Annotated in this window: 17 protein-coding genes; 12 read left to right on the forward strand and 5 right to left on the reverse strand. The window is 43.1% G+C overall.

Going from position 1 to position 23,623, the window contains the following annotated elements; all coding sequences use genetic code 11:
* Positions 1 to 25: 25 nt before the first annotated feature.
* Positions 26 to 1,042, reverse strand: coding sequence for an NADP-dependent oxidoreductase (locus LN893_RS12650; protein WP_229970579.1), 1,017 nt, complete (start codon positions 1,040 to 1,042; stop codon positions 26 to 28).
* Between the two features lie 186 nt (positions 1,043 to 1,228).
* Entirely contained in the window at positions 1,229 to 2,299 is a 1,071-nt protein-coding gene (locus LN893_RS12655; RefSeq protein WP_229970580.1) for a spore photoproduct lyase family protein, read from the reverse strand.
* A 219-nt stretch (positions 2,300 to 2,518) separates the two neighbouring features.
* On the opposite strand from LN893_RS12655, the gene LN893_RS12660 reads away from it, so the two are divergent.
* Positions 2,519 to 3,550, forward strand: a complete 1,032-nt coding sequence (locus LN893_RS12660) for a spore photoproduct lyase family protein (protein ID WP_229970583.1) — start codon at positions 2,519 to 2,521, stop codon at positions 3,548 to 3,550.
* 33 nt (positions 3,551 to 3,583) lie between these two features.
* Here LN893_RS12660 and LN893_RS12665 read toward each other — a convergent pair whose 3' ends face one another.
* Positions 3,584 to 4,333, reverse strand: a complete 750-nt coding sequence (locus tag LN893_RS12665) for an Fpg/Nei family DNA glycosylase (protein ID WP_229970585.1) — start codon at positions 4,331 to 4,333, stop codon at positions 3,584 to 3,586.
* Positions 4,334 to 4,631: 298 nt separating this feature from the next.
* Here LN893_RS12665 and LN893_RS12670 point away from each other — a divergent pair, with 298 nt between their 5' ends.
* From LN893_RS12670 to LN893_RS12685, 4 genes are all read left to right on the forward strand, one after another.
* Positions 4,632 to 5,366, forward strand: a complete 735-nt coding sequence (locus tag LN893_RS12670) for a DUF4184 family protein (protein ID WP_229970587.1) — start codon at positions 4,632 to 4,634, stop codon at positions 5,364 to 5,366.
* A 310-nt stretch (positions 5,367 to 5,676) separates the two neighbouring features.
* Entirely contained in the window at positions 5,677 to 8,241 is a 2,565-nt protein-coding gene (locus LN893_RS12675) for a PAS domain-containing sensor histidine kinase (protein WP_229970589.1), read from the forward strand.
* Positions 8,222 to 8,611, forward strand: a complete 390-nt coding sequence (locus LN893_RS12680; RefSeq protein WP_229970591.1) for a response regulator — start codon at positions 8,222 to 8,224, stop codon at positions 8,609 to 8,611. Before LN893_RS12675 ends, LN893_RS12680 begins: the two co-directional genes overlap by 20 nt.
* A 588-nt stretch (positions 8,612 to 9,199) precedes the next feature.
* Positions 9,200 to 9,574 carry a DUF7009 family protein gene (locus LN893_RS12685; RefSeq protein ID WP_229970593.1) on the forward strand — a complete coding sequence of 125 codons (375 nt, stop codon included), beginning with the start codon at positions 9,200 to 9,202 and terminating at the stop codon, positions 9,572 to 9,574.
* Positions 9,575 to 9,669: 95 nt separating this feature from the next.
* On the opposite strand, the gene LN893_RS12690 is transcribed toward LN893_RS12685, so the two are convergent.
* Positions 9,670 to 10,755, reverse strand: coding sequence for an AI-2E family transporter (locus LN893_RS12690; RefSeq protein WP_229970595.1), 1,086 nt, complete (start codon positions 10,753 to 10,755; stop codon positions 9,670 to 9,672).
* A gap of 524 nt (positions 10,756 to 11,279) precedes the next feature.
* Between LN893_RS12690 and LN893_RS12695 the strand changes: the two genes are divergently transcribed.
* The gene (locus tag LN893_RS12695; RefSeq protein WP_229970597.1) at positions 11,280 to 12,737 is read left to right on the forward strand and encodes a pyridoxal phosphate-dependent decarboxylase family protein; all 1,458 of its coding nucleotides are present in this window, start codon (positions 11,280 to 11,282) and stop codon (positions 12,735 to 12,737) included.
* 156 nt (positions 12,738 to 12,893) lie between these two features.
* Here the strand turns inward: LN893_RS12695 and LN893_RS12700 are convergent, their stop codons facing one another.
* A complete protein-coding gene (locus LN893_RS12700) occupies positions 12,894 to 13,757 on the reverse strand; it encodes an SDR family oxidoreductase (protein WP_229970598.1) in 864 nt (287 codons plus the stop codon).
* A gap of 411 nt (positions 13,758 to 14,168) precedes the next feature.
* Here LN893_RS12700 and LN893_RS12705 point away from each other — a divergent pair, with 411 nt between their 5' ends.
* From LN893_RS12705 to LN893_RS12730, 6 genes are all read left to right on the forward strand, one after another.
* Entirely contained in the window at positions 14,169 to 16,136 is a 1,968-nt protein-coding gene (locus LN893_RS12705; protein ID WP_229970600.1) for a sialate O-acetylesterase, read from the forward strand.
* A gap of 11 nt (positions 16,137 to 16,147) precedes the next feature.
* Positions 16,148 to 17,686, forward strand: a complete 1,539-nt coding sequence (locus LN893_RS12710) for an alpha/beta hydrolase family protein (RefSeq protein WP_229970602.1) — start codon at positions 16,148 to 16,150, stop codon at positions 17,684 to 17,686.
* A gap of 242 nt (positions 17,687 to 17,928) precedes the next feature.
* A complete protein-coding gene (locus LN893_RS12715; protein WP_229970604.1) occupies positions 17,929 to 19,074 on the forward strand; it encodes a sialate O-acetylesterase in 1,146 nt (381 codons plus the stop codon).
* Between the two features lie 16 nt (positions 19,075 to 19,090).
* A complete protein-coding gene (locus tag LN893_RS12720; protein ID WP_229970607.1) occupies positions 19,091 to 19,921 on the forward strand; it encodes a sialate O-acetylesterase in 831 nt (276 codons plus the stop codon).
* A gap of 34 nt (positions 19,922 to 19,955) precedes the next feature.
* Positions 19,956 to 21,584 carry a glycoside hydrolase family 32 protein gene (locus LN893_RS12725; RefSeq protein ID WP_229970609.1) on the forward strand — a complete coding sequence of 543 codons (1,629 nt, stop codon included), beginning with the start codon at positions 19,956 to 19,958 and terminating at the stop codon, positions 21,582 to 21,584.
* Positions 21,585 to 22,088: 504 nt separating this feature from the next.
* Positions 22,089 to 23,585, forward strand: a complete 1,497-nt coding sequence (locus LN893_RS12730) for a sodium:solute symporter family protein (protein WP_229970610.1) — start codon at positions 22,089 to 22,091, stop codon at positions 23,583 to 23,585.
* The last annotated feature ends 38 nt before the right edge of the window (positions 23,586 to 23,623 follow it).

Below are 23,623 nucleotides of genomic sequence, written 5' to 3' on the forward strand. Positions count from 1 at the left end.
GGAGCATAGCTGTTACCAGTTTAAATTATTCTTTTTCTGGGTCTGCCACATGAACTAACTGCTTTCCTGTGTTTTCACCTTTAAACAAGCCCAAAAAAGCCTCTGGTATATTGTCGAAGCCCTCAGTTATGGTTTGTTCATATTTTAACTGCCCCGCTTGTACCCAGGCCGCAAGTTCTTTTATACCCTGGCCGAAATCACTGGCATAATCGCTAACGATAAAGCCTTTCATAAGCGATTTTGTTCTGAGCAAGATTGGTTCTACACGTGGCCCTGTGGGTTGTGAGGTGGCATTGTATAGCGAAATCTGTCCGCAGACAATTATTCTGGAAAAGTTGTTAAGCAAGCCGTAAGTAGCATCAGATATTTCACCACCAACGTTGTCAAAATAAATATCAACACCATTTGGGCAGGCACTTTCTATAGCTGCTTTTATATCATCAGTTGTTTTGTAATTTATAGCTTCGTCAAAGCCCAGCTGCTCTTTCAGGTACTTTACTTTATCGTCGGAACCAGCTATGCCCACAACCCGGCAACCTTTTATTTTGGCTATCTGACCTACAACAGTACCCACAGCGCCTGCAGCTCCAGATACCACCACTGTTTCACCTTCTTTAGGTTCACCAATGCGCAGCAAACCAAAATATGCTGTTAAACCTGGCATGCCTAATATGCCTAAGTAATAGCCGAGTGGTGCAAGGTCAGGATTTACTATTGTAAGGTCATCACTTTTTGAAATGCTGTAGGTTTGCCAAGGCAGACGGCCTTCCACAATGCTTCCTTTTTTGTACTGGTTGTTTTGGCTCTCCACCACTTCGGCCACGATACCTCCAACAATGGGCTCATTAACATTATAAGGTGCCACATAAGACTTTGCATCACTCATGCGGCCACGCATGTAAGGGTCTACCGATACGTATAGTGCTTTTAGGAGCACTTCTCCTTCCTGTAATTCAGGCAGTTCTTGTTCCGTAAATTTAAAGTTTTCCTGTGTCGGCATGCCCTGTGGGCGACTGTTTAATAATATACTTCTTGCTTTCATAGTGCGTTGTTTACTTGAAAGTAATTACACGAAGAAACAGTAGCAGGAGTTATGCCTTATTTGAAATCAAAAAGTGCATCTTAATATACAGCATTATAATAGGAAAGTAGCAGGCTATTTTTATCTATTTGAAACACCTGCTACTTCACTCGTCATATACACTAGTTTGTCAACTAACCTCACCTATTATGTCCAGTATAAAATAGGAGCGTTAGGAAAGCGTCTTTTCAATTCACTCTGGAAAAAGCTGCGTAGCATATTCATCGTGATGGCAGGATATACATACTTCTTGCCGCCAAACTTATTAAACTTCAAAGATCTGTTGCTCTCGTCAAAGTCTATTTGAGTGTTAGGGTACCACTCCTGCAAAATAGCTTTAGAACCAGGCGTAAAGCGGTGGCTGATCAACTCGAAGGTCAACTCACACTCAAAGTCTAATGCCTGCTCCAGCCTGTCCAGCAAATCTGTATACTGCTCCTCCCAATCGGGTACAGGCATGATTGGAGCTATAACCAGACCTACTTTATAACCGCCGCCGCCTGCTGCTTTTGGTAAAGCTAATTTACGAATAGCGGCCAGTCTGGCATCCAAAGAAGCTGTGCCTCCTTCCATACGTTTGGAGATGAGGTCCGTGTTGATGCTAATGCGTGGTTGCGTGTTTCCGTTGTGTGGTAATGCAAGTAGCTTATCTACCTGGTCAAATTTAGACACCCAGCGCAGGTGCATATCTTCCTGTTCACCAAAAAAACGTATTGTTTCAGCCAGACTTCCAGTCAGGTGCTCAATGCCTAAAGGGTCTGTGTAGCAGCTTGCCTCAAAAGTAGTAACTCCTGCAGGCTTTTTATACTTAGGCAGGTTCTCGAGTATGGCAGGTAAATTAGCAAAAGCCCTGATGACAGGTGGCCCTTGCAAACTCCCTGCAAGGTAGCAATATTGGCAGTGTGCAGGGCAGCCTTCTGCCAAGTGAAACTGGTAATCAGCGGAGGGAGGTATAGGCTGCAGGTTGAATGCACCTGCAGGTGCTGTTACAATAGCTAGTGTGCTTTTTGCTTTTCTATATGTCTCACGCTCGTCTTCACCACGCAAGCCTGTAATTCTGTTTTGTTTTAATTCCTGCACAGGCAATCCTAAAGATTTTACCCGCTCATACATTTGCTGCCCCCAAGGTTCTGCCAATGCAGCTGGCGTAATAAGCACTTGTTTAGGCATCCATAGTTTAGAGCTACGGTGGCTTGTTTTCGTTTCTATCTTATCCAAAGCTGCTGTTATCATTCTTGTTTTCCCTTTGTATGTTAGTTGAATTTTAACACCTCAATAAGCTTGGTATTAGTGCGTGAGGTGCTATAAAAGAAACATACCTATGCCTTCTTTAATTCAATAAATAGACTTGTAAAAACACTACAATTCATTGGTTATCAGTATCTTGAAAATTTATTTTCTTGAACTGAGTAGGTGCGGATGGTGTTGTTATACTATATGCAGAAACTACATCCATCTACCATTTTCTATACGCCTGATGCTCTGAATGAGCGGGGACGAAAAGCATTGCTTACTTATCCTGACGCTGTTCATCAGGAGATAAAACAGCATAATAGACTACCTGATGTGGAGGGAAATCACTATCAGGTAAAGTCTAATGTGCTGGTACTTGGGCGACTTAAAACCTTAACTTGTAGAGAAAGCGGTAGAAGCTCTGATTTTATATCCCCAAGCCTGGCGAACGGTTGCTTAGGTGCCTGTGCCTATTGCTATGTAGACCGCAACAAGCCAGTAAACCCTATAACACTTTTCACTAACACAGAGGAAATACTGGCAGCCGTAAACAAACATGTACAGAAGCAGCCATGGCCTAAAGTGCCAAACCAGACACATCAGCAATTTTATACCTATGATATTGGCTGTAACTCTGATGTTTCGGTAGATGCCTCCATCTCCGACAGCGTTCAGACGGCGGTTAGCTTTTTCAGGAAACACCCTAAAGCCTTTGCCACTTTTGCTACAAAGTTTGTGAACGAGGATATGCTGAGTTATGACCCGCAGGGCAAAACCCGCATACGGTTTAGTCTGCTGCCTCACAAGGTAAGCAAGCTGGTAGATGTGCGCACCGATAGCCTGGAGAAGCGGTTAAATGCCATTAATGATTTTTATCAGGCAGGGTATGAGGTACACGTAAATTTCTCACCAGTTATAGTGTATGAAGGTTGGCTGGAGGACTACCGCAAACTGCTTGAACAGCTAAACCAGGTAGTGCATCCAAAGTTAAAGGAGCAGATGAGCTGTGAGGTTATTTTCCTGACGCACAACCAATGGCAACACGAACTTAACTTAGCCATCAACCCAAAGGCAGAGGAATTGATTTGGACACCTGCCATACAGGAAACCAAGCAGAGCCAGTTTGGCGGCATTAATGTGCGCTACCAATACCAGCTAAAATCGCGATGGATTAGTGAGTTTAAAAAGCTCCAGCAAGAGGTTGTTCCGTGGTGCGATATCCGTTACATATTTTAATCTGGTAGCCATAGAGATTGTAGTGCTCCTTCTTTATGCTATGTTGTCTGGCAGGTACAGTTGCTGGCATTTATCACAAAAGTAGCAGGTTCTGCCTTGCCTGCCGATTTTCTCTTTCTGTAGAGGAATGAGGTCCCTAGGGCAAATCTTTTTTCGGTACACGCTCCAGTGTTCGTTTTCTGTGCCCTCGCGTTTCCATTCAAGGTATTTAAAACTCAGCTTAACACATTCCTGAACTAGTTGCGCCAGCACTGGTTCAGGAATTTTACCTACCGTGCTTTCAGGATGAACTTGTCTGCGGAATAAGACTTCATTCTTGATTATATTCCCTACACCCGCTAGAATATTTTGGTCAAGCAAGGCATCGCTAATTAACCTTTCTGGTTTGCGAGCCAACTTAGCCAATGCTTGTTTTTTGTCAAAAGTAGGATGCATTACATCGAGGCTCCAGTCGTAAAGCTTGTGTAGTGGTTCTCGGATAATCCTGCAATTTGAGGCGTAAAAATTAAGCGTGCCATTCTCAAACTCAAAGCCCAAACGCAGTTTTCTGTTAAGCTCCCCATTGATAGCATATTTACCAAAGAGCATCAGGTGCACGCGAATGGCAAAATCAGGAAAGCAAAACAGAAGCTCTTTACCGTAAGTTTTGATATCTGTCAGGCATTGCCCCTTTATCAGGTCTAAAGGAATACCTTCGGCATCTCCTTCTGCATTTAGCACAGGCTGGTGGATAAACTGCTCCGATTGATCTTTTATGAATCGTATTTGAGGACCCTCTGGCATAGTAAGATTACATACAGGATTTTGTTGTTTTTAGTGTTGGTTGATACAAATAGTTACATCATATTAAGCTGGTATACTTAAAGAAGTAAGATTTAATAGCAGAGATAGCTTTTGACTTAAAGCTAAGTTTTGCCGTTATCTGTTCTCAAACTCATCAACCTCCTAATAATAATTTTTTGTTAATATACTCTTATAGGCCGCAGTTCTATCAACTGTTTGTAGCTTAGTAGCGTAATTCCTCTGCTAAGTAAAAGGATGTAGCATCCTCTTGCAGAAGCAACCTCGAAAAAATTCAAATATGCCATTTACATTTTCGCATCCCGCAATTGTTTTACCGTTTAAATATTTTCCTGAGCGATGGAGATCTATGACAGGGTTGATAGTGGGCAGCATGGCGCCTGATTTCGAGAAGTTTATCCGTATGAGCACCTACGATGCTTATAGCCACACCTGGAAAAGCATCTTTTACTTTAATCTTCCCATTGGTCTTCTTCTAGCTTTTTTGTTTCACGTATTCGTTCGCGATGAATTGATAGACCATCTGCCTCTTTTCCTGCAGCGCCGCCTAATTCAATTCAAAGGGCTGAATTGGGTTGGGTATTTTCGAAAAAACTATGGTATTGTCATCTTATCTATACTTATAGGTACTGTTTCACACATCGGGTGGGATGCCTTTACCCACATCGACGGAAGGTTCGTCAGGCTGTTTCCAATTTTAGAGAAAGAGCTAGTATTCAAATCTTTTAAAATGGAAATGTTCAATTTTCTTCAAAACGGCTCCTCGTTAGTAGGCTTGCTAGTGATATTTATAGCCTTCTTCATGCTTCCTGCTTTGCCAGTTCCAAAACCTAAAACATCGCAGTTCAGGAAGCTAAGCTATTGGGTTGTTTTCTTGTTGATCGCATTTTCTGTACTTGTGCTCAGGTACAAGCTAGGAGATAGCCTAAATTATGTGGTAAGTTTAATTATTGTATCCATATCTGCGTCGTTAATCAGTTTAGTTATCACCTCAATGCTTTTCAGAAGATCATAATATGTTTTGTGTGTCGTGTCAAATACTGCTTAGATGCTTAAAGCTTATCATCAGGCGCATTAGGGTTGTAAATATCTTTCTTAGTTTCTGAAGGAAAAATAAACCATAGAAGGTCATTTAGACCTCTTTATGTTGTTAAAGCTAAACCTGGCACACTGTATCGAGTATGCTAATAAGAGCAGTGTACAAACTAAAACAGCCTAAGATGACTCATATAATTGCTAATCCTGATTTGTAACAGGAGTACTTCTGTGTTGTAACTTCGGCAGAAGATTGCTAATTTGTTGAGATTCATAAGGAGCAACTGATAATGGAACGTGAAACAAGTGTAAAGGTGTGGGAGAAGATGGCGCAAGTATCGTTAGATATGCTTTGCACCTTCGACAGGAACGGCAACTTTACCCATGTCAGTAGTGCTAGCAGAACCATATTGGGGTATAGTCCTCATGAAATAGAAGGTCATCATTTTTCCGAATTCACACACCTCGCAGATCTTACAGCATCACAAGAAGTAACGCAGAAAATTTTAAGCGGCACAGAGGTAACAAACTTTGAAAACCGATTTATGCATAGATGTGGTTATGCTGTGCCCTTGCTGTGGTCTGCCGTATGGTCTGAGGAAGATGAAGCCGTTTTTGCTGTAGCACATGATATTACTGAACGTAAAGTCAGTAGATCGAAGTTAGAGGAAAGCGAGCAGCGCTATAAATCTCTTTTCGAGCACAATCCAGACATCCTTTATGTAGAAAGCACAGATGGAATGGTGGTGGAAGTGAACAACAGCTTTTGCCAAATTTTGGGTTTGTCGGAGGAGGAGGTGGTAAACCGCCCTGCTTCTTCCTTTTTACCACCTGATATGGTAACAGTGTCAGATATGTATTTACAGCAAGCCTTACTAGGTAGTAAAATGAGGTTTGATATGGAACTTGAAACAGTAAATAGAGAACGAAAAATATTTGATGCCATAAAATACCCGATCCTAGTGCATGGTGAGGTAGTTGGGGTTAAGACAATAGCAAAAGACATCACTTCGGTAATTCGTTCTTACGAAACCATTCAGCAGCAGGCAAACAAACTCAATACCATCTTCGAGAGCATCACTGATGCTTTTTTGACATTAGACACGAACTGGAACATCACCTACATTAATGGTGAGGCCGAAAGGTTGTTACAGCTGGATAAAAGGTACCATATCGGAAAAAGTTTGCTTAAAATCTTTCCTGAGCAGGTAGGAGGGGAGTTTTATACGCAATATGTGCAAGCCTTTGAGACTGGAAAAGCTGTAAATTTCACTGCCTATGTCAAAGAGTTTGATAAGTGGTTCCGAGTAAAAGCCTTTCCTTCTTCAGGAGGCTTGTCAATATACTTCGATGATGCCACAGAAATGGTGCAGTCGAGGCAGGAGTTGGAAAAGCTGTCGCTTGTTGCAAGCAACACAATCAACTCTGTTATCATCATGGATCAGGATGCACGCATCGAATGGGTAAATGAGAGTTTCACAAAGCTCACAGGCTACACGCTCTCAGAGGCAGCTGGTACTCAACCCTTCAATTTGCTTTTAGGAAAAGAAACAGATCAAGCCGTTGTTCAGCATGTTGTTGAGAAGATAAATAGTGCCCAACCGTTAAAAGCAGAAATTTTAGTTTATAGAAAAACTGGCGAAAAACGGTGGTTTTCTATTGAAGTAACCCCTGTCTTTGATGAAGAAGGTGCTTTAAGCCGATGGATTGGCATACAGACAGACGTTACAGAACGAGTGAGGGCTGATGAGGAACTGAAGAAATTATCGCTTGTAGCGAGCAAGACAAGCAACGGAGTAATTATTTTGGATGGGGAAGGCCGTACAGAGTGGGTAAACGACGGCTTTACCAGGATGACTGGCTACACGCTGGCAGAGATAAAAGGGAAGAAACCAAGAGAGCTGTTACAAGGACCCGAAACAGATAAAGACGAGCTAGAGAAAATAACCAGGAACATAAAAGCTGGAGTCTCTTTCAACTCTGTTATGGTCAATTACAGAAAATCAGGGGAGCCGTTCTGGATTTCGATGGATGTTAGCCCTGTGTTTGAGTCAGGAGGTAAAGTGACACACACCATCGCTATTCAGAAGGATATCACTTTCCGAAAAGAAGCTGAAGCTAACCTGCTGAAGATGAGCCAGGACCTCTACCAGCATAACAGAGATTTGCAGCAGTTCACCTATATAATTTCCCATAACTTAAGAGGGCCAGTGGCCAATGCGTTGGGTATTACAAGGCTTTTGGAAACAATAGATAAAGACTCGGATCAGTTTAATGTTCTGATGACCTTTTTAAACGAAAGCGTAACCCGTTTAGATGAGGTGCTGAGAGATGTAAACCTCATCCTCTCCATACGTGACAGGCAGGATGTATTTGGAAAGGAGAAGGTAAGACTTTCTGATGTTTGCTACCAGGCAATGACTGATTTGCAGGAACCGCTAATGAAATGCAACGGGCGTGTTGATGTAGAAGTAGAAAATGGTATCTTAGTACAAGGCAATCGTGCCTACCTCTACAGCATTTTTCATAACCTTCTTTCTAATGCTATCAAGTACCGTTCTGAAAAGCGAAACCTAAAGATTAGCATAACTGGCTGCGTTAATTCGGAGGGAGTTGCCGTTATCCGCATCTCGGACAATGGCTCTGGTTTTGATGTGGAAAAGGCTGGTAACAATCTGTTTAAAATGTACAAGCGGTTCCATTTAGGCAGAGAGGGTAAAGGCCTTGGCCTGTTTTTGGTTAAAACTCATGTGGAGGCCATGGGTGGGCGTATAGAAGTAAGCAGCAGGGTAGGAGAAGGTACCACATTTATTATTCACCTTAATGAAGCAACTCATGAAGACTTATATCATTGACGACGACCGCATCAGTATTTATCTGAGTACAATGGAAGTACAAACTGCTGGCTATACTGGTGAGGTTATCCCTTTTCTCTCGGCAGAAGAAGCGCTTTCTGCTTTGCTTCATGATATAGACAATGTTCCTGAAATTATATTCCTGGACCTGAACATGCCCGTTATGGACGGTTGGGAGTTTTTGGAGGCATTGGCTCCTTATAAAGAAAAACTTCTTGGAAAGTGCTGGATTTACATACTTACCTCATCTTTGGTACTGTCAGATACTTCAAAGTCTGAGGAGTATGACTTGGTTTGTGGCCTCATTCACAAGCCGCTTGATGTGACGGATGTGCAAGTTATTTTGTCTCAGCTAAAAGAAAGAGCTTAAAAGTCTTCAGCATCCCTTAGTAGCGATCTATACTTTAGAACTCAACCTTGTTTGATCTTTATCAAGGATTAGAAATAGAAAAGGGTAGCCAGAGACTACCCTATCATACTTACAACAAACTAATCTTAAACTATAAAAATTTAACTTTGGCTAAAAGTTAAAATGTAGACACTAAGTTAGTCGTAATAATTCCTGTGTTAGTAGAAAAATGCAGTTATTTTTTAAAAGTGCAGCTATTTTATGTGTTTAGTGCAATTTAGTTGTTTTAAAGACAGGGTTCTTGGTGCTTATGCTGATATTGTACTTTTTAGTAATTTCCTAAAAACTTCACTTTTCATTTTTAGTCTTAACAGCTGAGAAAACGAAGTACTTTCAAAGATTCTCCTCAGGTAGAGGGCTTTAAGTTTGGGTGTTTATGTTCTATACTTTTTTCGGGATCATAACCACAGTGTCTGATATGTAATTGTTTCTTTTGAAGCAAGGTTGCTGAAATCGGTCAATGGCTGTAACTTAAGAGCAATCTTAGGGATATAGCAACTAAGTATCTTTGGTTGTTCCTGTATCTATAAAAACCTATACGCTTATTTTATGAAAATCAGAATTCTCGGTAACTCCATTCGCTTTAGACTTAGAGAGCCTGAAGTGCAACAGTTTCAACGAAGTGGTAATGTGACGGAAACTACAACCTTTGGTCCAGAGCCGACAGACCAGATAAAGTTTGTTCTGGAGCAATCTGTGGAGACTGAGCTTGCTATAAATTATAATTTGGGAACTACCATTATAAAGGTACCAAAGCACCTGGCGGAAGAATGGGTAGGAACAAACTTAGTCGGGTTCGAAGGAACAGTAGTAACAGGCAAAGGGCAGCGAATTGAATTACTAGTAGAAAAGGATTTTGTTTGCCTGGATCGTCCAGATGAGGAGAACGAAGGTGCTTATCCTCATCCGAAAACTGTCTGTTAAAAAAAGTGGGTACGTTAAAGCTTGACTTGAGCTTTTAAAAGTCTTTTTTTCAAGCAAATCTTAAAAGCTCAAGTCAATATGGCTTAACTTAGTTCTCAGTTTTTGGAGAACTTATTTTTCAGCTTTTTTACCCAGTCGGGTTCACCAAGTTCATCTTCCAATAAATACCCGTATGGGTGCAGTGCAGGAAGATGCTCGCAGACAATGCGGATGATAGCGAACATAGGCACGAACAGGATCATGCCCGCAATCCCCCAGATTAATTCTCCCAACACAATAGCGACAACAGTAATAAGCGGACTCAAGTCCATTTTGGCACCCATCACAAAGGGTTCTATCAAATTGTTGTCAATAAGTTGAGCGGCAGCCAGAATTCCAATCACTGGTAATACCATGCCTGTCGAGCCGCTTACAAAAGCCATGATCAACGGGAAAAGTCCTCCGATAACAGCGCCGACATAGGGAACAATGGTTGGTAGTACGGCAATAATGCTGAGTAAGATCGGATTTTGGAGGCCTACAACTGAAAAGCCAATACTATAGAATACGGCCAGGAAAAGCATAGAAATTAGGCGGCCTACCAAATAAGCCGACGCTACCTCCGTGATGCTGCTAATAGTGCGGTTGGCTTCGGGCTTGTTCTCAGGCTTTACAAGCTTAAGGGAAAAGTTCTTGTACTTATCGCGTTGCCACAAAAGAAACAGCATGTAAAGCATGACCAGGGCAAAAGAAGTGATGATGCCCATTAGGCCTTTTACAACAGATGTGGCAAAGTTATTAGCTGACTGTGACAGGCTTGATATTCTGGACTGAACAAATTGAATCTGCTTTTGAGGCGCCACTCCAAACTGCTGCTGTATCCACTGTTGAACCTTATCTACCATTTGTTGTAGCTGGTTCTGGATCTGCGGTAAATCATTCGAAAAGCTTACTGCTTGCGCGGAGATGACAAAAAGGATTACAGCAATAAACAACAGTATAATCAAGATGCAGACTAAGGTGGACAACAACCTGTTCATGCCCCAACTCTCCAGCTTTTTGCTTACTGGCAGCATGAGCATGGAAAGGATAATGCTAAAGAAGAGAGGAATGAAAAAAGCTTTGCCATAGTGTAGTGCCACCACAGTCAGAATACCCAAAAGAATGATGGCGTTTGCTCTGTAAATTGATATGGTCTTCATCGCTTATGCTTATTTGTAGATGTACAGTGTTTCCATCTTTTGAGTGTTAACAACTGCAGATGAATACACTTTCAGATTTAGTTGAGACGCTAATTTTCTATAAGGGTGCTGCTTCGGTGTTACAGGTGTAGGAGTGAAAAAGTTATATTTCTTGAGCGATGCGTGTACTTGTTTGGTAATTCGTGGGACAGTAGTTCTTTGTAGAAAAGTATCAGGACAAAATCCATTTAAGGGAAGCAAAGTCAATGCATTTACTTTTTGCAAGGCTAAATAGAATGATGCTGTTGAAGAGGCCAAGCTGGAAAGCCTAGCTGTTCTTGACAAAATTTTTTGTTTATGCAAAATGGTGAGGTGGAGTGTTAATTACGAACTAGCAAACTTCTTACAAGATTTTGCTACAGGACCTCAAAAAGTTTGCGACTACAAGTAGAATAGAAGTTATAATAAACATAAACTTTACGTTCTATTTTGTTTCATGGGGTTACTCTGTCGTTTCTTTGCAATAGAACAACAGTTTAATTTTCATGGATTCTATTTTAGATAAAGCATATATAGCAGAGAATTTTCGTAAACAGGGGCACGCACTTATCGATATGATGGCGGATTACCTGGCAGAGGCCACTTCAGATAAAGAAGAGATACAGGCCATTCCGTGGCAGAGTCCTGAGGAGCAGCTTAGCTATTGGCAACAGGATTTTAGCAAGCCAAAAGTGTCAGACCCGCTCGAATTGTTTAAAGATGTCATGGACCATTCTATACAGGTGCACCGTAAGCGTTACTTGGGCCACCAAACTACTCCTACTTTGCCCGTTACGGTACTGTCAGCTGCGTTTACTGCACTGTTGAACCAGGGGATGGGCGTCTACGAAATGGGCATGGTGGGTAACACATTAGAGAAAGTACTCACGGAGCATCTGGCTCAGAAACTGGGTTACAGCAAGGAGGCATCTGGTTTTATAACTTCAGGCGGTTCCTTGGGAAACCTGACTGCACTGCTAGCGGCAAGGGCTGTTGCCACCGATATCTGGCAAAGCGGTTATGAAAACGGTAAGCAACTAGCCGTATTGGTGTCGGAGGAGGCGCATTACTGTATCGATAGGGCCGCGCGCATTATGGGCTTGGGTGCAGCTGGCATTATTAAAGTACCAATTAACGCAAGATTCCAAATGCGGACAGAACTGCTGGAAGAATATTATCAGCAGGCTTTGTCGGAGGGGAAGCAGGTTATCAGTGTAATTGGATGTGCAGGCTCTACCTCCACGGGTTCTTATGATGATCTGAAGGCGATTGCCGCTTTCAGCAAGAAGTATAACCTTTGGTTTCATGTGGACGGAGCTCATGGTGCACCAGCAGCTTTTTCACCGACGTATAAGCACTTGATGGCTGGTATAGAGGAGGCAGATTCTGTGGTGGTAGACTATCATAAGATGATGATGACTCCTTCTCTTTCCACGGCTCTGATCTTTAAGCGAGGTGGAGATGCTTACAAGACCTTCTCGCAGCGGGCACAGTATCTTTGGACAGATCAGAACACGGAGGAGTGGTACAACGGTGGCAAACGCTCTTTCGAATGTACTAAAGCCATGTCAGCCCTAAATGTTTACACTATCTTTAGAATGTATGGAGATGGCATTTTTAAGGAGAATATTGAACGACTATATGGATTGGCTGTAAGTTTTGCTGAAAAGATAAAGGCGAACAAGAGCCTTGATCTTGCTTATGAGCCACAGTGCAACATTGTTTGCTTCCGCTTTACAGCGACAGAAAGAGACCTAAGTAAAATAAACCTTGCTATCCGTCAGCAATTGTTGGAAGAGGGGCGTTTCTACATCGTACAAACTGTTCTTAACGGAGAACTTTACCTGCGCGTATCCGTCATGAATCCGCTCTCAACAGAGCAGGAATTTCAGGAACTCCTAATTGCCGTTGAAGAGAAAGCTCATCTTATTCTGTCTGCAAAAGATGTTGGAGTTGATGTGTAAATGATGATACTGTTGTAATAAAAACTAATAGCTAAAAAGGCGGTTCCATACACATGGAACCGCCTTTTTAGCTATTAGTTATCATCTGTGGCTTCTAGCGTGTCTGATTCCTGAATACCACATCCAAGCCATAATGGTAACTATAAATAAAGTTAGTTATTCAGGTTTTGAAGTTGATTCTAGCACATCTGCCACAGCGACCGACAGGGGAGTTGTGGGACGGCCAATCAACGTAGAAAGCTGACGGCTATCGTCAAACAAAGCTCCTTCCGATACGGACACATCCCATCCAGCAATAGCCAGTGCCAAGCCTTCAGGTAAACCGAAGCTTGTTAGTGCAGCAGCGTAGTCAGCCTTGCTTAAGTTTTTGTATGGAATATCCTTGCCTGTTTGTTTAGAAATTTCTGCAGCCAAATCACTTAGGGTATAGGCTTCATCTCCAGCTAGTTCATAAACTTTGCCGTGATGTCCTTCCCCAGTTAAAGCAACAATCGCTGCTTCAGCATAATCGGCACGTGTAGCAGAGGAAATTTTGCCTTCACCGGCACTACCGATAAAAGCACCTCCAGCTAACGCACCTGGAATAGAGCCTGTGTAGTTTTCGGTGTACCAACCATTTCGCAAAATGGTATAAGAAATACCTAAATCTTTCAACGCTGCTTCCGTTGCAAGGTGTTCTGCCGCAAGGCTAAGCGAGGAAGAGTCAGCATGAAGCAGGCTAGTGTAGACGATTCTTTTTACACCGTTCTTCTTTGCTGCATTTATTACATTTTTATGCTGGGTAGCGCGTTGACCTACTTCACTGCCAGAAATCAGCAGTAAGGTGTTTATACCCTCTAGTGCTTGTTCTAGTGTTTCAGGCTTGTTATAGTCTGCTTCTCTAACCTCAACGCCTAAGTCGGAAGCCTTCTGCGGTGAACGAACAAGTGCGACAAGATTGTCAGAGGTTTCTTTTTCTTTGAGTTTGCTTACAACAAGACGACCAAGTTGGCCCGTAGCTCCAGTGATTGCTATTTTCATTCTTTACAAGTTTTTAGTTTACTGATTTTGCTTTACGCGAAGCTGCTGCAATTGGAGTAGATTTTAAAAGGTAATTTTAGGTAATGGTGTTGCTATAAAGAAGCTGATTTGCCCAAGTAGCTTGTTCTAAGCTTAGTTGAAGCATTAAAGATCATACTATGCAACCTGTGTTATTGAAGACCCGATTAAAAAACTTCAAAAGCTGAATGTACGTTAGGCTTTCAGCGCCTCACCTTAAGAAGGTATAGATTAGTTCTCTACTAAAGATTCTTCAGGCCTATAGTTTACTGAGCGTTCGTGTTTTGAACCCTACAAGGTAACAAAAGTAATTTTTGTATATTACCACTTATTCGTATCAGGAAAGGAATACGAATACATTATCCGTTGATAATTAAATTACCAGATAAAAATATGCGCTATAGTTTAATAAGAAAAAGCAAGTCTGCTATTACTGGACTCCTGGTCCTGTGCTTCCTTCAGTTTTTTGATATCACCGCTTTCGGTCAGGTAAAGCTTCCGCAGCTTCTCAGCGATGGCATAGTGTTGCAAAGAAACGCAAAAGTTAAGGTATGGGGGTGGGCTAGCCCTGGGGAGAAGGTCACTTTATCTTTTAAAGGAAAAAACTACAAAGCAACTACTGCTCAAAACGGCAAATGGAGTCTCACACTTCCTGCTATGCCAGCGGGAGGACCTTATACCATAAACATCAAAGCTAGTAACAGGCTCACAATTAAAGATGTGTTGGTGGGAGATGTATATCTGTGTTCTGGCCAGTCAAACATGGTGCACCAAATGTCGTTGCATAACATTACCTATGCTGAAGATATTGCCACTGCCAACTACCCGCAGATAAGACATTTCTGGATTCCTACTACCACTAATTTGCAAGGGCCTGCTAAAGAGCTGTCAGAGGCATCCTGGAAGTCAGCTAACCCGCAGGATGTAAATAACTTTTCTGCCGTTGCTTATTTCTTTGCCCGTAAGCTTTATAACGAATACAAAATTCCGATTGGTCTCATAAATGCCAGTGTAGGTGGAACTCCTATTGAGGCCTGGATGAGCGAAGAAGGATTGAAAGGCTTTCCTGCCACACTCGCCACCGTAGAAAAGAACAGAGACACCAGTTACGTTAATTCTACTCAACGCCGCGCAATGGCAGCGGCCAGAGCCAACAGTCAGAAGCCTGTGCAGGAAAAAGGACTTACAGGAGCAGTGAAGTGGTATGAAACAGCTTATGAGCCGAAAGGCTGGCGCAGCATCAACATTCCTGGCTACTGGGAAGACCAGGGAATAAAAGACCTGAACGGAACTGTGTGGTATCGTCGCGAACTGGAAATACCTGCAGCTATGGCGGGAGTGCCTGCAAAAGTATTTCTGGGCAGGATTGTAGATGCTGATGTTTTGTATATCAACGGAAAACAAGTTGGTAACACCACCTATCAGTACCCTCAGAGAAGATATAGTATACCAGCAGGGACTTTGAAACCTGGTAAAAACCTTTTTGTGATAAAAGTAACAAACAATGGCGGCAAAGGTGGCTTTGTGCCAGACAAACCTTATTACATAGAAGCAAACGGCCAGACGCTTGACCTGAAAGGAACCTGGCAATATAAGGTAGGCGAAGTATACCGCCCCGCCAGCGGAGGAAACGAAGGAGGAATAAACCTTCAAAACCAGCCTACCGCTTTATACAATGCAATGGTAGCCCCAATCACAGACTATACTTTGAAGGGAATACTTTGGTACCAGGGGGAAAACAATGCTGGAAACCCTACAGAGTATAAGAAGCTTTTGCCAGCCTTAATCTCCGATTGGCGCAATAAATGGCAGCAGAATCTGCCGTTTATATATGTGCAGCTGCCTAATTATATGGAGGTAAACTATCTGCCTTCCGAAAGTAATTGGGCCCTGATGCGGGAGGCTGCTTTACAAACATTGTCGGTTCCTAACACCGCCATGGCCGTGACCATTGAGTTAGGCGAGTGGAACGATATACATCCAGACAATAAAAAAGATGTTGGAGAACGATTAGCCCTGGCTGCTCAAAAACTGATTTACGGTGAAAAAAATCTCGTTTCATCTGGTCCGCTTTACCAGTCACACAGAATAGAGGGAGACAAAATTATCATCAGCTTTACAAATGTTGGAAGCGGACTGACCGCCATAGACGGGGAGGAACTGAATTGGTTTGCCATAGCTGGGGAAGACAAAAAGTTTGTATGGGCGAATGCCAGAATAGAGGGAGATAAAGTAGTTGTGTGGAGCGAAGAAGTTCCGAATCCTAAGTACGTTCGCTATGCCTGGGCCGACAACCCAGACGGAGCCAATTTATATAACAAAGAAAGTTTACCAGCATCTCCTTTCAGGACTGATAAATAATAAAGCACTTTATGAAAGTAAACGCCATGAAAAAAGCATTTTATTTACTGTTTGCCCTGGCAGTTTCTTCGGCTTCGGCCCAGCAGCATGCAACCGCACAACCAGCAAAATATCAGCCGATTGTCAATTTTACTGCCGAGCAGGATCATCAGCACATGATGAAGCAATTAGGAATAAAGGCTCTGCGGCCTGGTCCCAGTGGCGATGAGTCGGCACCTAACCATGCTAATTATGATGAGGCACTGGCTAACCCTTACCCTAACCTGCCAGAGTTACTAACCCTGAAAAACGGCAAGAAGGTAACAACACCAGCCATGTGGTGGAACCAGCGCCGACCCGAAATAGTGGAGGAGTTTGAGCGTGAAATTTATGGTAGGGTTCCGAAGAATGTGCCTAAGGTGACCTGGAAAACACTGATTTCGGAACGCGAGTATGTAGGCTGGATTCCAGTGAATGCAAAAAAGATGGTAGGGCAGGTCGACAATTCATCCTACCCCTTATTAGATGTAAACATTGCCATGACGGTGGTGACGCCAGCTAATGCCAAAGGGCCAGTGCCACTGCTAATGATGTTTGGCCGCAGCGAGTTGCCAGCCCCAGCGCAGCCACCTAAAGAAAGCCTTGAAAAAATTAACGCTGCTTTAAAGGAACTGCTCATTCAAAACGATCCTTCACTAAAGGCCGTGTTTGAAAAATATCCTGCCTACAATCCGATAACAGCGGCGACGCCAAACTTTGGTCCGCCTCCTGCAGGCGATCCGCCCACAACCCATCAGTTATTAGCGGCAGGTTGGGGTTATGCTTTAATCGAACCTGGCAGCATTCAGGCCGATAATGGAGCAGGTTTAACAAAGGGCATTATCGGGTTGGTAAACAAAGGGCAACCTCGAAAGCCCGATGACTGGGGAGCATTACGTGCCTGGGCTTGGGGTGCTTCGCGTGGCTTAGACTACCTGGAAACAGCCCCTGCAGTTGATGCTAAGCGTGTAGGAATTGAAGGAGTTTCTCGCTACGGAAAGGCAGCCTTGGTGGCGATGGCGTTCGATCAACGTTTTGCTATGGGACTAATTGGTTCTTCTGGTGAGGGCGGAGTTAAACCACACAGACGCAATTTCGGGGAGGCCGTGGAAAGCCTGACCAGCAGCGGCGAATACCATTGGATGGCAGGTAATTTTTTAAAGTACGGTGCTTCTGAGGCCACTTTTGGCAGTAAAACACCAGACGATATCCCAGTAGACTCGCATCAGCTTATTGCTTTGTGTGCCCCGCGCCTTACGTTTATCAGCTATGGTATACCAGAACAAGGCGATGCGAAATGGCTGGACCAACAGGGAAGCTATATGGCAACCGTTGCGGCAGGACCAGTGTTCAAACTGCTGGGAGCTAAAGAACTGGGTGTAGGCAATGATTATAAAACAGCCAAAATGCCAGGATTAAACGTCGGATTACTGGACGGGGAACTAGCTTGGCGACAACATGACGGTGGCCATACCGACGCACCAAACTTTAAATATTTCATTCCCTGGGCTGAAAAGTTTTTCAAGAAATAGGTTATCCATAATATGATCATGTTAGAGGTAAAGCAGCAATGCTTTACCTCTAATTATTGGTACTTACTCCTGCTGAGAAGAGCTTGTATGCAGGCTTTTTTGAAGTTCAAGTATGTAGGAAAAGGCCAAGCCTTGAATTAGATAAATATGTATTCTAAAAATAGGAGAGTAAGCAAACAGCCGAAATAACTGTTTTAATCTCAATTAATGGCACTACAAAAATATTATCCTATTTAAAATCCATGATAACTAGAAATGAAAAAGTGATGTGGCGTTTGAACCGTTTACTTTTGCTCAGATTAGCTTTTACCCTTTTGCTAATTGCTGCCTATTCGCTGGTTTACGGGCAGGTACAGTTGCCAAAGGTATTTAGTAACAGTATGGTACTGCAAAGAAACTTGGATATTCCTGTTTGGGGATTCGCTAAGCCTGGCAGTAAGGTAACAGTAGAATTGGGCGGAAACCGAATACAAACAGTTGTTGGGCAGGACGGTAAATGGATACTGCACCTGCCTGCTATGCAAGCTGGTGGTCCGCACAGCATGCTGGTTTATGAAGGCAATGTTTCGCAGCCAGTTGCCAGCTTTAAAGATGTGCTAATCGGGGATGTATGGCTGGCATCAGGGCAGTCTAACATGGAGTGGCAGGTACAGCAATCGAATAACGCGGAAGAGGAAATAAAAAACGCTAACTATCCTTCCATACGGTTTTTCAATGTACCACATGATAAAAGAACAAATACCCAAACTGATGTGCTTGGTGGCTCCTGGGAAGCCATAGACTCTGAAAGGGTAAAAGCTGCTTCGGCTGTTGCCTATTTTTTTGCACGAGACTTACACTCTGAATTAAACGTACCTATCGGGATCCTCCAGTCCACGTGGGGTGGCACGCCTGTTGAGGCATGGACAAGCAGAGAGCAATTGCTTGCATCACCCATCATCCGCAACAGAGTGCTGCAGAATGATTCGATTACGAAAAAACATTTTATAAAAGACAGCCTCGACTTAATCCGCTTCTGGGAGATTGTGTATAACCCACAGAGCAAGACCGACAGAACCATTCCAAAGAAAAACTTCAAAGATTCAAAATGGCCTGAGCTTACCATGCCTGTAACTCTCAAAGATATGGCCATGCCGAATTACGAGGGGATGGTTTGGCTGCGGAAAACTGTCAACGTTCCCACAAGTATGGCTGCTAAAGATTTGAATATCAACCTCGGTCACCCTGAAATGAATTACACGTTGTACTTTAATGGCCAGGAGATACGTAAAAATATATGGAATGCCGAACCTTCACACAACTACAGCGTACCTGCAAAATTAGTTAAAAGCGGTAAAAATGTTATTGCTGTTCGTATGGCCTTTCTGTGGGGGGGGGGGCGGCTTTAACCCACCTGCCCAGGAGATGTACATTACGGATGGAGATGCAAGCATTAGCCTGGCAGGTGCCTGGAAGTATAAAAAAGACCTTGAACCTGCTATTCCCAAAATTAACAATTACCATCGGTACCCGACTTTCCTTTACAACGCCATGATCAATCCTGTTATACCTTATGGAATAAAGGGCTTTATCTGGTACCAGGGAGAAGATAATGTGGCCGCCCCTCAAGATTACCGCACCTTATTTCCTATGCTGATCAGTGACTGGCGAATCAGGTGGAAACAAGGATACCTGCCGTTTTTGTATGTGCAGTTAGCCAATTATATGAAAACACAACCAGAGCCGTCAGAAAGTGATTGGGCTGCACTGCGTGAGGCGCAGACGATGACGCTGACTCAGCCAAACACTGCCATGGCCTCCATCATTGATATTGGAGGTGCAGATAACATACACCCACAAAACAAGCAGGAGGTAGGCAGAAGGCTTGCTTTACTCGCAAAGAACACGGTGTACGATAAACCTGTGCAGGCTTACGGTCCTTTGTTCCAGGATTATGAAATAAAAGGAGACAAGGTCGTATTATCTTTTTCTGAAACAGGCTCAGGATTGGCAACAAAAGATAATGGCAAGCTTAGTGGCTTTGCATTGGCAGGAAGCGACCAGAAGTTTTATTGGGCTGATGCAGTAATAGAAGGAGATAAAGTAATTGTAAGTGCTGCGCAAGTAAAAAGTCCTGTGGCGGTGCGATATGCCTGGGCTGATAACCCTGATGCTAATTTGATAAATAAGGAGGGACTACCCGCTGTACCATTTCGTACAGATAGTTGGAATTTAAGTACAGGACAGCAAGAGTAACCATAGAAAAAAGAAGACTTATTTAAATCTGAATATGAAAAGACTACACCTAATTTTAGCTTTAGGCACAATTTTGTTTGGCTGTGGTACAAATCAGCAAACTGCTGATACCAGTGGGCAGGAGACTGATAGCGGGTTGAATGAAATCCACCGCCCACAGTTCCATTTTACGCCCCGAGCCAAGTGGATGAATGATCCGAACGGGATGGTCTACCACAATGGAGAGTACCATCTGTTTTACCAGCACAACCCCGACAGCACTGTGTGGGGCCCAATGCACTGGGGGCATGCTGTTAGCAAGGATATGGTGCACTGGGAGCACTTGCCAATTGCTCTCTACCCCGACAGCTTAGGCACGATCTTTTCAGGTAGTGCAGTGGTAGATATTGGTAACACCTCTGGTTTGGGTAGTGAAGAAAATCCTGCCATGGTAGCTATTTATACCTACCACAATGCAGAAGCAGAACGTGCAGGGAGAAATGATTTTCAGACGCAGGGGCTAGCCTTCAGTTTGGACAATGGCCGTACTTGGGAAAAGTATAAGAAGAACCCTGTAATGGAAAACCCAGGAATACGTGATTTCAGAGACCCGAAAGTTAGCTGGTATGAAGCAGGAAAAAAGTGGATTATGACATTGGCTGTTTCCGACCACATTAGCTTTTACTCTTCCAAAAACCTCCTGGACTGGCAGCATGAAAGTGATTTTGGTAAAGGTATAGGAGCGCATGGGGGAGTATGGGAATGCCCTGATCTGTTTAAAATGCCTGTTGAAGGAACAAACCAGGAGAAATGGGTTCTGCTAGTAAGTATAAATCCTGGCGGGCCAAATGGTGGTTCAGCCACACAATACTTTGTTGGGGAGTTCGACGGGAAAAGTTTTACGTTAGATAAGGAGTTTCTGGCAGATCAAAATACTTCATCAACTGAGCCAGCCGAGGAGAATAAGGATGGTGTCTGGCTTGACTATGGGCGTGATAACTATGCTGGTGTTACTTGGGCAAACGTGCCAGAGCAGGACGGCAGGCGCTTATTCATGGGCTGGATGAGCAACTGGGATTATGCAAACCAAGTGCCTACAGAAAACTGGAGAAGTGCTATGACAATAGCGCGCACTTTGACTTTAGAAAACACAGCTGCAGGTTTACGAGTGGCATCTAAGCCAGTGAAAGAGCTCCAGAACATTTTTGATAAAAAGATTTCGCTGAAAGACACTACTGTAACAAATGAGCTTTTACTTTCAGAGCAATTCACAACTTTTGATCTAAAACTATCATTAGAACCTGTTGGCCAGCAGACTGATTTCGCAATAGAGCTTTCAAACGATGTAAACCAGAAGGTGCTGATCGGCTATGATGCTACCAAGGGGCAGTACTATATTGACAGAACAAGTTCAGGTGCAAACAACTTCTCCGAAAACTTTGCAGGAATTCAGTATGCTCCAAGAATCTCAACGGCAACAGGCTTTGACCTGCGGCTGCTAGTAGATGTAGCCTCAGTAGAACTGTTTGCAGATGGTGGAAAAACAGCTATGACAGCTATATTTTTTCCTGACGAGAAGTTTACAAAAGTGAGGTTGCTAACACCTAATGGAAGGTATAAGCTTACGGCTGGCGAGATCGTCAATCTCAAATCAATTTATGACGAGCGTGTAGCAAAACAATAGGAATTATAGAAAAGGCATGATCTATACCCCAAATAGAAGTACTTTTTAAGGTATAGGAATGAATAATTTATAGACAACAATACAGTTTACTTTTAAAACTATACTTAAAGCTGCCACAGTAGTAAATACTGCGGCAGCTTTTTATTTGTGCTTATTAAGTGTCCAAGGGTTGCGATGCAGGCATGTAGCCTGTGTGTAACATGGAAAATATACAAATACAGACAATTCATATTATACTTTCTGCACAAGAAGCAGCAAGTGCGGCAGCTTTAGCAGATGTAGTAATCTTATGATTTATTTGTATTAAAGCTTAATGATACTTTGTTCCGTAAAGCCTTTTGACGAGTTCAGAGGAAGTAGTTTCTATTAAAAGATATTAAAGCTATTCCTGTGCTTTTCATATCAAAAGTGCCCGCACCCACTATTAAAATTACAAGAAGAGTTAATCCTGAGTTAGCAGGATTGTAGGTAAATGATTTGTTGAATCTATTTATAGGGTGAAATATGAGTTGGTATTTAGGCTATGTAGTGGCTTACTTTATTTTTATGTTCAGTTTGGGTTTTTACTATTTTACAAAAGTAAAAACCTCTGACGACTATTTGATCGGTGGCTGGAACAGTGGGTTCTGGTCTATCGCAGGTACACTGGTTAGTACCTTTTGCGGTGCCGCCATTTTTATTGGTTGGATGGGCATGGGCTATCAGGTTGGTGTTTCAGGTTACTTCCAGTTTGCCTTGCCCATTGTAGTCTGTACGTTGCTTTTAGTTATTTTCTTTGCTAAACCTTTACGAAGGCAAAAGCTGTATACCTTGGCGGACTTGTTCAGCGAGCGTTTCGGAGGGGCTACTGGCGTAGTTCCTGCACTATTATCGGCAATAGTATATGCTGTTCCTACACTGGCGCTGCAGATGGTGGGAATGACAACAATCTGGTACACTGTTTTCGGGCTCGAAGAATTAACAGGGCTATATCTGTCGGCAGCTTTAATAGTCAGTTTCACTATACTTGGTGGCTTGCCTGCAACCATTGTTACAGATGCCTTGCAGAGTGTGGTGCTAATTGCTGGCATAATTGTCATGTTTGTTTTCGTTGTAAACTATGCCGGCGGTCCGGAAACTATTATTGCCAACACCCCTAGAGAATACCTCACGCCAACAGGCCGACAGGGGCTACAGCATGTGCTTCTTTTTGCGCTTGCAGCAGGGCCATTCTATTTTGTTTTTCAATCTACCTGGCAACGCATCTTTGCTTCTAAAGACGAAAAGACAGCCCGTAATGCAGGTATCACAGCGGCCTTGGCGGTAGGTGTCATCACGATGTTTCCGTTTATGATCGGCACCATTTCGCGCTCTGGAGACATGGTACCTGCAGACATAAATCCTGATATGATTTTCTCTTACCTGATGGTTAATTTGATGCCTCCCGTACTTGGCGGAATTGTAGTGGTGGGAATAATGGCTGCCTTAATGACGGGTGCCACTTCTTATGTGCTACAAGGAAGCTCAAACTTTACTGTCGATCTGTACATTCGTCTCTATAACCCCGATGCAAACGACAAAAACAGAATGCGCGCCTCCAGGATAACAGTTGTGATTATGGTAATACTGGGCCTGATTGTAGCTTTTAAGGTAACAAACATAGCGATGATGTATCAATGGTCGCTGAGGCTTTCGGCTATAGTTTTAATTTTTCCCTTCTTTGCCGTAATGTTCTGGAAAAGGTGCACGAAAGCAGGAGTGCAAACCAGTATGATACTTTCGTGTATTGCAGGGCTAACTTACCCTTACCTCAACATCCCGATTGATCATACTGTTTTCGGGTTGCTAGTATCACTGGTAACCTTGGTGACGGTAAGCTTAACCACCAAACACGCTGCCTCAGAACAAGTGCGTGCTGTTTATTGGGATGATCTGGATTCAGCCATACGATTGTCTGCAGCAGAAGTGAAGGAGGCGGAAGAAGAAGCGGTTTTAACTGAGGATAAGAAGAGAAGGGCTTAGGCAGAATGATAATGGAAAAAGCATAGCAAATATTTTTT

It is taken from the genome of Pontibacter harenae, from assembly GCF_020907245.1.
GTDB classification, from domain to species: domain Bacteria; phylum Bacteroidota; class Bacteroidia; order Cytophagales; family Hymenobacteraceae; genus Pontibacter; species Pontibacter harenae.